This is a genomic window from Streptomyces pathocidini (assembly GCF_001418495.1).
Lineage (GTDB): Bacteria > Actinomycetota > Actinomycetes > Streptomycetales > Streptomycetaceae > Streptomyces > Streptomyces pathocidini.
In genome coordinates this window covers 1-12,030 of the sequence record NZ_LIQY01000277.1, presented here as the reverse complement: position 1 = coordinate 12,030, position 12,030 = coordinate 1, and the positions used below count along the sequence as shown (strand labels likewise).

At 74.4% G+C, this 12,030-nt stretch carries 7 protein-coding genes and 1 pseudogene; 5 read left to right on the top strand and 3 right to left on the bottom strand.

Annotation, left to right across the window (positions count from 1 at the left end):
* The 4 genes and pseudogenes from AOK16_RS14805 to AOK16_RS14790 form a co-directional block, all read left to right on the top strand.
* A pseudogene (locus AOK16_RS14805) lies at positions 1 to 501 on the top strand (hypothetical protein); the annotation flags it as partial.
* A 172-nt stretch (positions 502 to 673) separates the two neighbouring features.
* On the top strand, positions 674 to 1,810 hold the full coding sequence (locus AOK16_RS14800) for a glycosyltransferase family 4 protein (protein WP_055472726.1): 1,137 nt from the start codon (positions 674 to 676) through the stop codon (positions 1,808 to 1,810).
* Positions 1,811 to 1,942: 132 nt separating this feature from the next.
* Positions 1,943 to 2,773, top strand: coding sequence for an ABC transporter ATP-binding protein (locus AOK16_RS14795; RefSeq protein WP_055472725.1), 831 nt, complete (start codon positions 1,943 to 1,945; stop codon positions 2,771 to 2,773).
* Positions 2,770 to 5,247: an FtsX-like permease family protein gene (locus AOK16_RS14790; RefSeq protein WP_055472724.1), complete on the top strand. Its 2,478-nt coding sequence runs from the start codon at positions 2,770 to 2,772 to the stop codon at positions 5,245 to 5,247. The genes AOK16_RS14795 and AOK16_RS14790 overlap by 4 nt, the downstream gene beginning before the upstream one ends.
* Before the next feature lie 31 nt (positions 5,248 to 5,278).
* On the opposite strand, the gene AOK16_RS14785 is transcribed toward AOK16_RS14790, so the two are convergent.
* The 3 genes from AOK16_RS14785 to AOK16_RS14775 all read right to left on the bottom strand — a co-directional run bounded on the left by AOK16_RS14785 (position 5,279) and on the right by AOK16_RS14775 (position 10,064).
* Entirely contained in the window at positions 5,279 to 6,982 is a 1,704-nt protein-coding gene (locus tag AOK16_RS14785; RefSeq protein ID WP_079101385.1) for a PucR family transcriptional regulator, read from the bottom strand.
* A gap of 32 nt (positions 6,983 to 7,014) precedes the next feature.
* Positions 7,015 to 8,085, bottom strand: coding sequence for a LacI family DNA-binding transcriptional regulator (locus tag AOK16_RS14780; protein WP_055472723.1), 1,071 nt, complete (start codon positions 8,083 to 8,085; stop codon positions 7,015 to 7,017).
* Between the two features lie 176 nt (positions 8,086 to 8,261).
* The gene (locus AOK16_RS14775) at positions 8,262 to 10,064 is read right to left on the bottom strand and encodes a glycoside hydrolase family 15 protein (RefSeq protein ID WP_055472722.1); all 1,803 of its coding nucleotides are present in this window, start codon (positions 10,062 to 10,064) and stop codon (positions 8,262 to 8,264) included.
* A 415-nt stretch (positions 10,065 to 10,479) separates the two neighbouring features.
* Between AOK16_RS14775 and AOK16_RS14770 the strand changes: the two genes are divergently transcribed.
* Positions 10,480 to 12,030 (top strand): CTP synthase (locus tag AOK16_RS14770; RefSeq protein ID WP_055472721.1); only part of this gene is annotated, 1,551 nt, incomplete at its 3' end.

The window sequence follows — 12,030 nt, the reverse complement described above, 5'->3', positions numbered from 1 at the left end:
AAGGAGCGGGCGGTCGACCGGCTTCTCGCCGGGGTCGTCATCGCCGGGAGTGCGCATCTCGTCAATCTTCTCGATGTGCGGCCCGGGCGGGCCGCCAAGGCCGTGATCGCCGCCGGGGTCCCCGGGCTGCTGCGCGGTGACACCGCGGGGGTGCTCTCCGCGGGGCCCGTCGGCGCGGCCGCCGCCGTGCTCGCCGACGACCTCGGCGAGCGCACCATGCTCGGCGACGCGGGCGCGCACGCCCTCGGCGCCGGGCTCGGCCTGGCCATCGTGGCGGGCAACGGCCGTACGGGTCTCGTCCTGCACGCCGCGGCCGTGTGCGCCGCCGCGGCCGTCGGCGACCGGGTCGGCAGCGGCGCGGTGTGGCGCGAACTCCCGGCGCTGCGCGCCTGGGACGCGCTGGGACGCCGCCCCGAACCGTGCTCCGTCTACTCCCGCGGCGCCACCCCCGTACGCCTCACGGGCGGGCGCGGCGATCGGGATGAGGCGGTCGAGCGCTGACGCGGTAGTCCCCCGGTCGGGTGACCGCGGTGGCCGGTGAGGGGGGCCAACTCGCGGGAAAGCTGGAACAGTCGTGCACCGCGGCCCCCTTGGGCTGGCATCCTGGGAGCGCGAACAGCGCGCCATCGCGCCTCTTCCTCGCGTCCGACGCCGATTCAGGAGCTCCACCCGCGTGAGCAGCACACCGGTCCCCCCGCCCGGGCAGTCGTCGTTGCACGCCGTACAGGTGCTGGGGCGGGGGAGTTCCGGCAGCGGGGCGCACGTGCGGTCGCTGACCGCGGGGCTCGTCGCGCGGGGCGTGCGGGTGACCGTCTGCGCCCCGTACGCCGCCGAGCGCGCCTATGACTTCACGGGCGCGGGCGCGTCCTTCGCCCCCGCGCCGGCGCGCCCGGAGCCCGCGGCCGTCGCGGCGCTGCGGGTGGTGTGCGCGGGTGCGGACCTGGTGCACGCGCACGGTGTGCCCGCCGCCGTACGCGCCGCGCTGGCGCTGGGCTGCCGGCGCGAGCCGCTCGTCGTGACCTGGCATACGCGCCCGTACGCCGAGGGCGCGCGCGTCCATCTCGTACGGCTGATGGAGCGGCGGGCCGTGCGGGCCGCGGCCGTGGTCCTGGGCGCGTCCTCGGAGCTGGTGGAGCGGGCGCGGCGGCGGGGGGCGCGCGACGCCCGGCTCGCGCCGATCGCGGTGCCCGGGCCCCGGGCGTCGGCCCTCGTCAGCGACGAGGAGTGCGGGCACGACGACGGTTGCGGCCACAAGATCCGGGCCGAACTCGGCGCTCTGGGAAGGCCGTTGCTGCTCTCCGTGGGCCGCCTCGAACCGCGGCGGGGGCACGCGCTGCTGCTGGACGCGGCGCGGGTGTGGCGCGGCCTCGACCCGCGGCCGCTGCTGGCCGTCGCGGGCGAGGGGGCCGAGCGGGCCGCGCTCCAGCGCCGCGTCGAGACCGAGGACCTGCCGGTGCGGCTGCTCGGGCGGCGCGAGGACGTGCTCGCGCTGCTCGGCGCGGCCGATGTCGCGGTGCTGCCCAGCCGGTGGGAGGCCCGGGCGCTGTTCGCGCAGGAGGCGCTGCGGGCCGGGGTGCCGCTGGTCGCCACCGCGGTCGGCGGCGTGCCGGAGCTGGTGGGGGACGCCGCGGAGCTCGTGCCGTACGGGGACGCCGGGGCGCTGGCGGAGGCGGTGCGGCGGCTCCTCGCCGACCCCGGCCGCCGCCGGGCGCTCGCCGCCGCAGGCCCGGTCCAGGCGGGCACGTGGCCGACCGAGGACGACACGGTGGCGCAGGTCCTGAGCGTGTACGACGAGTTCGCCGGGGGATGAGCGGGCCTTTCGGCCTGGGGGTTTTCCCCACCCTGGATTCGCCGGTAGCCGTCATGTCCGCAAGCCTCCGCGATCCGTAGCTTCGAGAGGGTCGGGGCGCGTGGCCCCGCTCGGATCACGGAAGGGTCGGACATGGGGCTGCGGAGCAGGAACAAGGCGGTCGGGGTAGAGGAGGACGGCACGTCGGAGTTCGCCGTCGAACTCCGCGGCGTCCGGCGGCAGTACGGCCGCGGCTCCGCAGCCGTGCACGCCCTGGGAGGCGTCGACCTCGCCCTGCCTCGTGGCACGTTCACCGCCGTCATGGGCCCCTCGGGCTCCGGCAAGTCCACCTTCCTGCAGTGTGCGGCCGGGCTCGACCGGCCCTCCGCGGGCTCGGTGCGCCTGGGCGGGACGGAGATCACCGGGCTGAGCGAGAACCGGCTCACCGAACTGCGCCGCAGCCGCCTCGGCTTCGTCTTCCAGGCCTTCAACCTGCTGCCCTCGCTCACTGTCGAGCAGAACGTGCTCCTGCCGATGCGCCTGGCCGGACAGCGCCAGGACCGGCGCCGCGCCGCCGAGGTGCTCGCCCAGGTCGGGCTCGCCGACAAGGCGCGGCGCCGCCCCGGCGAGCTCTCCGGCGGCCAGCAGCAGCGTGTCGCCATCGCCCGCGCGCTGGTCACCACCCCGGATGTGATCTTCGCGGACGAGCCCACCGGCGCTCTCGACACCGGCACCGCCGCCGAGGTGCTCGGGCTGCTCCGGCACGCCGTCGACACTCTCCCGAGCAGGGGGTGCCCCCACGGCGCCACCGTCGTGATGGTCACCCACGACCCGGCGGCGGCTGCCTGGGCCGACCGCGTCCTCTTCCTGGCGGACGGCGCCTTCGCCGACCGCCTCGAAGGAGGCTCGGCGGAGCAGATCGCGGCCCGCATGGCCGACCTCACCGCCCGCACCGGCGGCACCCTTGCGGGGGCCGCCGCGTGAGGAGCCTCGCCCCCAACGGCCTCGCCCGCGCGGCCGTCCGCTTCAAGCCCGCCTCCTTCGCGGGCACCTTCGTCGCCCTGGCCATGGCGGCGCTGATCGTCTCGGCCTGCGGCATCCTCCTGGAGACCGGCGTACGCGCCTCGGTCCCGCCGGAGCGGTACGCGAAGGCCCAGGTCGTCGCGGCGGCCGACCCGTACGCGCACTACGTCACCGGCAGCGGCGAGAACCGCGTCGACAACTCGGCGCTGCTGCCCGACACGGCGCGGCTGGACGCGAAGTACGCCGCCGAGGCGGCCCAGGTTCCCGGCGTCGAGCGGGTCGTCGCGGACCTGGCCTTCCCGGTACGGGACGGGGACCGCCAACTCACCGCGCATGGCTGGGGATCCGCCGTCCTCAGCGGGGACCGGCTCGCCGCGGGCAGCGCCCCGGGCGCGGGCGAGGTCGTGCTCGACCGGGCGGCCGCCCGCGCCGCGGGTGTCGCCCCAGGGGACCGGATCACACTCACGCTCGCCGGTGGCGAGCAGGAGTTCCGCGTCGCGGGCGTGACCGGCGGCTCCGCGGCCACCGCCTGGTTCGCCGACGCGCAGGCTCCCGCGCTGGCCGGACACCCCGGCAAGGCCGACGCCATCGCCGTACTCGCCGCGCCGGGAGCCGACCCGCGTGCGATCGCGGCCGGGGTCGAGAAGGTCCTCGCCGGCAGTGGCGCGCAGGTGCGCACCGGGGACGGCCGGGGCGCTGTCGAGGAGCCGCGGCTCGGGTTCGCGCAGGAGGCGCTCACCGGCATCGGCGGCTCGTTCGGCGGCATCGCCGGCATGGTCGCCGTCTTCACCGCCGCCGGTACGGTCGCCCTCTCCGTCGCCCAGCGCGCCCGCGAGTTCGCGCTGCTGCGCGCCATCGGCGCCACCCCGCGCCAGATCCGCCGCGCCGTCGCCGCCGAGGCGCTGCTCGTGGCGCCGCTCGCCGGAGTGCTCGGCTGCCTGCCCGGCATCGCGCTCGCGCACTGGTGGTTCGGGGAGCTCAAGGGCCGAGGGGCCGTCCCCGAAGCCGTGGAGCTGCATGTTTCCTGGGTTCCGCTCGCCGTCGCCGTCGGCGCCGGTCTTCTCACCGCGCTCGCCGCGGGCTGGCTGGCGGGTCGCCGGCCCGCGAAGACCAGGCCGGGGCAGGCGCTCACCGAGGCCTCCGTGGAGCGGCTGCGGCCGGGCGTCGTCCGCACCGTCCTCGGGATCGGCGCCCTCGTCGGCGGCGGGTTCTTCGCCTCCCTCGCCGCCTCCTCGGCGGGGGACGAGGCGGCCGAGGCGTCGCTCGGCATCGTCATGCTCTTCATGCTTGCCGTCGCCCTGCTCGGCCCGCTCGTGGCCCGGCTGTGCGCGGCGCTGTTCGGGCTGCCGCTGCGCGGCGGCAGCGCCGCGGCCTCGCTCGCCGCCGCCAACTCCCGTACCAACGCCCGGAGACTGGCCTCCGCGATCACCCCGATCGTGCTCGCCATGGCCTTCGCCTCGACGCTGGTCTTCATGCACACCAGCGAGAGCCACGCCGCCGCGGAGCAGCTGCGTGAGGGGCTCACAGCGGACCATGTCGTCACGCATCCCGGCGGGCTGCCCGCCGACGCCGCCGGCCGCGCGGCCCGTACGCCCGGTGTGGACGCGGCGGTCGGCCTGCTGAGTACGCAGGTGCTGGTGCCCGCGGGCTCCGGCGGTGACAGGTGGCTGCAGGGCGCGGCGGCCCAGGGCATCTCCGGATCGGGCGCCGAACTGGCGAAGGTGCAGGATCTCGACGTGCGGGAGGGCAGTCTGGACCGCGTCGGGAAGGACCGGGTCGCGATCGACGGGACCCTCGCCCGTTCGGCCGGGGTGAAGACCGGGGACCGGCTCGAGCTCCATCTCCCGGACGGCACCAGGACCCGCCCCGAGGTCGTCGCCGTCTACGGCCGCGGGCTCGGCCTGGCGCAGGTGACCATGGACCGCGCGTCCCTGGCCCCGCACGTCACCTCCGCCTTCGACAGCACGCTGCTGGTGCGCGGGGGAGACGCGCGGGCGCTGCGCCCGCTCGGCGAGGTGACCGACCGCTCCGGCTACGCCGCCGCGCGGAACGTCGACCGCGAGCTCAACGCCTGGGCCAACTACGTGATGGCGGCCGTCCTCGGCGGCTTCGCCGCGACAGCGGCCGTCAACACGCTGGTGATGACCGTCCTCGACCGGCGCCGCGAGCTCGGCACGCTGCGGCTGATCGGCTCCACCCGCCGCCAGGTCATGCGGATGATCCGCTGGGAGGGCCTGCTCGTGTCGGCCGCCGGTGTGGTGCTGGGCTCGGCGATCGCCGCTGCCACGCTGATACCGATGACGCGCGGACTGACCGGGCAGGCGCCGTACGTGCCCCCGCTGGTGTACGGGTCCTTCGCCGCGGCCGCGGTGGCGCTCGGCCTGCTCGCGGTCAGCCTTCCGGCGCGGGCGGCGCTGCGCGACCGGAAGGCGTGAGGCGAGCGCGTTTCGGCCTCGGCGCCCGGCGTCAGCCGGTGTGCCTGCGGGCCTGCAGCGCCAGGTTGAGCGTCAGGACCGCCTGCGGGTCGTCCAGGTCCGTGGCCAGGAGGCGGGAGATGCGGGACAGCCGGTCGTACAGGGTCTGGCGGTTGAGGTGGAGGTCGCGGGCCGTCTCCGCCTTGCGGCCCGCGTGGGCGAGATACGCCTCCAGCGTCGGCAGCAGCGCCGGGCGGGCGGTGCGGTCGTGGCCGAGCAGGGGGCCCAGCGCGCGCTCCACGAAGGCCGCCAGGTCGGGGTGTTCGCGCAGCCGCCACAGCAGCAGGTCGATGTCCAGGTGGCGCGCGTCGTACCAGTGCCGCGGCGGCAGCCCCTGCGCCGCGGCCGCCGCCTCCGCCGCGTGCCGCAGCCCCGGGCCGACGCCCGCCCAGTCGCCTGCCGCGCCGACGACCACCGCCGCAGCGGCGACCCCGGTGCGGTCGAGCCCGGCGCGCTCGACGCCCGCCCGCAGGGCGGCAGCCACCCGGTCGGCCGCCGCCGGGCGCTCGGACTCCGCGCGCAGCCCGAGCAGCAGCGGAACCCGGCCCTCCACCGGCCGTACGCCCAGCAGCGCGGGCAGCCCGACCGTCGTCAGCTCCTCCTGGACCGCCCGCACCAGGACCGCCCAGTCACCCGGCGGGATCACCTCGGCGGGCAGCCGCATGACCACCGGCAGCAGCAGCGCCCCGTCGGGTGGCCGGAAGCCGAGCACGCGCGCGTGGGCCGGGGCGTCCTCCGCTGCCGTACGGCCCTCGGCCAGGTCGGTGAGGAAGTCGCCGCGGCCGCGGGCCGCCAGCTCCTCCTCCTGCCGCGCCTGCATCAGAACGACCGCCAGCAGTGCGGCCGTTCGCTCGGCCGCGATCCGGTGCACCGGCGCGAGCGGGCCGTCCACCGGGAGGATCACCAGCCGGGCCCGTACGGCGCCGGGGCCGGGCCCGCCGCCCGGGACGTCCACCAGCACGGCGCCCGCCGGACGCTCCGAGGCGGTGCGCGCCGACCGCTGCCGGGTGCCGCGCAGCCCGTCCCACACCGGTACCGGATCGGCCGCCTCGTCCCCCTCCCGACCCGCCGCGTACAGCAGTTGGCCGTCGGGGGTCTCCAGAAAGACCGGATTGCCCGTGAAGCCGGCCAGCAGCCGCAGTACGTCGGGGGCCGAGCCGCCGCGCAGCAGCAGCTCCGTGCAGCGCCGGTGGACCTCTTCGGCACTGCGCAGCATCGAGTAGTGGCCGTTGACGATCTCGGTGTGGATCTCCTCGGTGACGCTCACGAACGGCACTTGGCGGTGCAGCTGTACGAGCGGCAGGCCGCGGGAGCGCGCGGCCTCCAGCAGCGCGGGCGGCAACTCGGCGAAGCGGGCGCCCAGCTCCACGACCAGGGCGGCAATGCCCCGGTCGGCCAGTTCCCGTACGAAGCCGCGCTGTTCCGCGGGGCGGGTGCCCAGGGCCAGGCCGGTGGTGAGGAGGAGTTCGCCGCCCTTGAGCAGGGAGGCGATGTCCGGCACTTCGCCCGCGTGCACCCAGCGCACCGGCCGGTCCAACTGGTCCGCCGAGGCGACGACCTCGGGCAGCCCGCGCCGGAGCGCGGGCAGTTCCAGTGCGCGCCGTACGGTGATCCCCGACGGCGCGTCCGCCGCGGTGCCGTCCGCTCCCGTGCCGTCCGTGCCCGTCCTGTCGGTGCCCCTGACCTGCGATGCCATGCCGCGGACGTTACCGGCAGCGCCGCGAACCGTCAGGTCGAGGCCCGTACGACCAGCCGGGCCGGCGTGATGACCGGGGTGGTGGGGGCGCGGCCGTCGACCGGCCCTGTCCTGCGGCGCGCCCCCTCCTCGTGGTACACGCCCAGGCACTGCAGCAGCAGTGCGGCCATGATCCGGCCCATGGCCTGGACGTCCTGGCGGACCGTGGTGAGCGGCGGATCCGCCCACAGCGCCGGCGGCATGTCGTCGTAGCCGACCAGCGCCACGTCCTCCGGAACCCGGCGCCCGGCGGCCCGCAGGGCGCACAGCGTGCCCGTGGCCATCAGGTCGGAGGCGGCGAAGACCGCGTCCAGGCCGGGGGAGCGCTCCAGTAACTGGGCCATGGCGCGCTCGCCGCCCTCGGCGGTGAAGTCGCCGTGGGCGACCAGTGCCGGGTCGGCGCCCAGCGCGGGGTCCGCCGCCTCCAGCGCGTCCCGGTAGCCGTCCAGCCGGTCCACCGCCGAGGTCTGGTCCAGCGGCCCGGTGATGGTCGCGATCCGCCGCCGCCCGCGCTCCAGCAGGTGCTCCACCGCCAGCCGGGCCCCGCCGCGGTTGTCGGTGTCCACGTACAGCAGTTCGCGTTCGGCGTCCGCCCAGCCGGGACGGCCGCCGTAGACGGCGGGCAGGCCCGCCTCGGCGGCCATGGCCGGCAGCGGGTCGTCGCGGTGCAGCGAGAACATCAGGGCGCCGTCCACGTGCCCGCCCGACAGATAGCGGCCGATCCGCGGGTAGTCGTTGGGGTGCTCCACGAGCATCAGCAGCAACTGGGTGTCGTACACCGCCAGTTCACGGCTGATACCGCGTAACTGCTGGGCGAAGAAGGGGTCGGAGAACACCCGCCGCTCTGGTTCGGCGATCACCACGGCGACCGCTCCCGTACGGCGGGTCACCAGGGAGCGGGCGGCGCGGTTGGGCACGTAGCCGAGGTCGGCCACCGCCTCCTGGACCCTCTCCCGTACCGAAGCGCGGACGCCCGCGCCGCCGTTGACCACGCGTGAGACGGTGGCCCGGGAGACGCCGGCATGTGCGGCGACGGCTTCCAGAGTGGGGCGGGGGTCGGGCACGGCCAACTCCTTTTCTGTCGGGAAGCCTTGACGCTACTCCCGACGGCCGCCCGCTCCGCCGGGGCAGAGCGCTATCAGGCCACCCGCGTACGACGGCGCCCCACGCCGTCGTAGAAGAGACGTGGGGCGCCGTCCAAAGCATCGGAAAAGCGTCCGAAAAGGGAGGGGGAGAGGAGTTAGCCTCCGTACGCCCCCGAGGCCGTCAGCCGCAGGGCGGTGTCGATCAACGGCACGTGGCTGAAAGCCTGCGGGAAGTTGCCCACTTGCCGCTGCAGGCGCGGGTCCCACTCCTCGGCGAGCAGCCCCAGGTCGTTGCGGAGCGAGAGCAGCTTCTCGAAGAGTGTGCGCGCCTCGTCCACGCGGCCGATCATCGCGAGGTCGTCCGCGAGCCAGAACGAGCAGGCCAGGAAGGCGCCTTCGTCGCCCTCGAGCCCGTCGACGCCCGCCTCCTCGCCGGCGGTCGGGTAGCGCAGCACGAAGCCGTCCTCGGTGGACAGCTCGCGCTGGATCGCCTCGATCGTGCCGATGACGCGCTTGTCGTCCGGCGGCAGGAAGCCCATCTGGGGGATCAGCAGCAGCGAGGCGTCCAGCTCCTTGGAGCCGTAGTACTGCGTGAAGGTGTTGCGCTCCTTGTCGTACCCCTTCTCGCACACCGCCCGGTGGATCTCGTCGCGCAGCTCGCGCCACCGCTCCAGCGGGCCGTCCGCGTCGCCGGACTCGATCAGCTTGACCGTGCGGTCCACCGCGACCCACGCCATGACCTTGGAGTGCACGAAGTGGCGGCGCGGGCCGCGGACTTCCCAGATGCCCTCGTCCGGCTCGTCCCAGTGGTCCTCCAGATAGCTGATCAGCTTCAGCTGGAGCACGGAGGCGTAGTCGTTGCGCGCCAGGCCGGTCATGTGGGCCAGATGCAGCGCCTCGGTGACCTCGCCGTACACATCCAGCTGGAGCTGCCCGGCCGCGCCGTTGCCGATCCGGACCGGCTGGGAGCCCTCGTAGCCCGGCAGCCACGGCAGCTCGGTCTCGCCCAACTCCCGTTCGCCCGCGATCCCGTACATGATCTGCAGGTTCTCCGGGTCGCCCGCGACCGCGCGCAGCAGCCACTCGCGCCAGGCGCGCGCCTCGTCGCGGTAGCCGGTGCGCAGCAGCGAGGACAGGGTGATTGCCGCGTCCCGCAGCCAGGTGAAGCGGTAGTCCCAGTTCCGGGAGCCGCCGATGTCCTCGGGCAGGGAGGTCGTCGGGGCCGCGACGATGCCGCCGGTCGGCCCGTACGTGAGCGCCTTCAGCGTGATCAGCGAGCGGACGACCGCGTCCCGGTAGGGCCCGTGGTACGTGCACTGGGCGACCCAGTCGCGCCAGAACTCCTCGGTCGCCGACAGCGAAGCCTCGGGCTCGGGCAGCGGCGGCGCGGCCCGGTGCGAGGCCTGCCAGCTGATGGTGAAGGCCATCCGCTCGCCGGGCGAGATGGTGAAGTCGGCGTACGTGGTGAGCTGCTCGCCGTGCGTGTCGACCGGGGAGTCGAACCAGACCGAGTCGGGCCCCGCGACCGCCACGGTCCGCCCGTCGGTCTTGTGTACCCACGGCACGACCCAGCCGTAGGAGAAGCGCATCCGCAGCGCCGAGCGCATCGGCACCCGGCCGCTGACGCCTTCCACGATCCGGATCAGCTGCGGGGCGCCGTCGCGCGGCGGCATGAAGTCGATCACCCGCACCGTGCCGCGCGGGGTGTCCCACTCCGACTCTAGGACGAGGGAGTCGCCCCGGTAGCGGCGCCGGTCGGCCGCCGGCGGCTCGGTGCCCTCGCGGTACGCCGGGCCCAGCCGCCAGAACCCGTGCTCGTCGGTGCCGAGGAGCCCGGCGAAGACGGCGTGCGAGTCGAAGCGGGGAAGGCACAACCAGTCGGCCGTACCGTCCCGGCAGACGAGGGCGGCGGTCTGCATATCTCCGATGAGTGCGTAATCCTCGATACGCCCGGCCACGTGTATCTCCAGTCGAACGGCCTGGTCGCCCCATCGGGGCGTCTTGCGGTCAAGGGAACTTTGACGAGCTCGAGTTCCGGGGGGAGGGCGGGGTGGTGCCATGCCGGCCGGCTCGCGGATGTGTCCGAGCAGGATACGACGCTGCGTAGTGATCCGCGCGACGGTCCAAGCAAGGTACCGGCACGTATGGGCGACCCGCCGGAATGGTCCGTTCCGGGGTGTGGCCTGAAGCAGCCTCTTCCACCCGCTGTTACCCTGGTAGCCCGTGGACCGGTGGGCCCCCACCTCAGGTGAAGGAACCCCCGAACCGCAGCGACGGAACCCCCTTCGGAACCATCTCCGACCCAGGGTAAGGCCGGACCGCACTTCACCTCGCGACCACGGGAGCCCCCTCTTGGCACTGCCGCCCAAATCCATGACGACCAAGCACCTCTTCGTCACCGGGGGTGTGGCCTCCTCGCTCGGCAAGGGGCTCACCGCCTCCAGCCTGGGAGCGCTGCTCAAGGCCCGGGGCCTGCGGGTCACGATGCAGAAGCTCGACCCGTACCTGAACGTCGACCCCGGCACGATGAACCCGTTCCAGCACGGTGAGGTCTTCGTCACCAACGACGGCGCCGAGACCGACCTCGACATCGGCCACTACGAGCGGTTCCTCGACGTCGACCTCGACGGCTCGGCCAACGTCACCACCGGCCAGGTCTACTCCACCGTCATCGCCAAGGAGCGCCGCGGCGAGTACCTGGGCGACACCGTGCAGGTCATCCCGCACATCACCAACGAGATCAAGCACCGCATCCGGCGGATGGCCACCGAGGACGTCGACGTGGTCATCACCGAGGTCGGCGGCACCGTCGGCGACATCGAGTCGCTGCCCTTCCTGGAGGCCGTGCGCCAGGTCCGGCACGAGGTGGGCCGGGACAACGTCTTCTTCGTGCACGTCTCCCTGCTGCCCTACATCGGCCCCTCCGGCGAGCTGAAGACCAAGCCCACCCAGCACTCGGTCGCGGCGCTTCGAAACATCGGTATTCAGCCAGATGCGATCGTGCTCCGCGCCGACCGCGAGGTGCCCCAGTCCATCAAGCGCAAGATCTCGCTGATGTGCGACGTGGACGAGGCCGCCGTGGTCGCCGCCATCGACGCCAAGTCGATCTACGACATCCCCAAGGTGCTGCACGGCGAGGGCCTGGACGCGTACGCGGTGCGCCGCCTCGACCTGCCCTTCCGCGACGTGGACTGGACTCAGTGGGACGACCTGCTGCGCCGCGTCCACCAGCCCGAGCACGAGGTCACCGTCGCCCTGGTCGGCAAGTACATCGACCTGCCCGACGCCTACCTCTCGGTCACCGAGGCGCTGCGCGCGGGCGGCTTCGCCAACAACGCGCGCGTGAAGATCAAGTGGGTCATCTCCGACGACTGCCGGACCCCCGAGGGCGCCGAGAAGCAGCTCGGCGACGTCGACGCGGTCTGCATCCCCGGCGGCTTCGGCGAGCGCGGCGTCAACGGCAAGGTCGGCGCGATCACTTACGCCCGCGAGAACAAGATCCCGCTGCTGGGCCTGTGCCTGGGCCTGCAGTGCGTGGTCATCGAGGCCGCCCGCAACCTGGGCGGCATCGCGGACGCCAACTCCACCGAGTTCGACCCGGCCACCACCCACCCGGTGATCTCCACCATGGCCGAGCAGCTCGACATCGTCGCCGGCGAGGGTGACATGGGCGGCACCATGCGGCTCGGCATGTACCCGGCCAAGCTCGCCGAGGGCTCCATCGTCCGCGAGACCTACGCGGACCAGCCCTACGTCGAGGAGCGCCACCGCCACCGGTACGAGGTCAACAACTCCTACCGGGCCGAGCTGGAGAAGACCGGGCTGACCTTCTCCGGCACCTCCCCGGACAACAAGCTGGTGGAGTACGTGGAGTACCCGCGCGACACCCACCCGTACCTCGTCGCGACCCAGGCCCACCCAGAG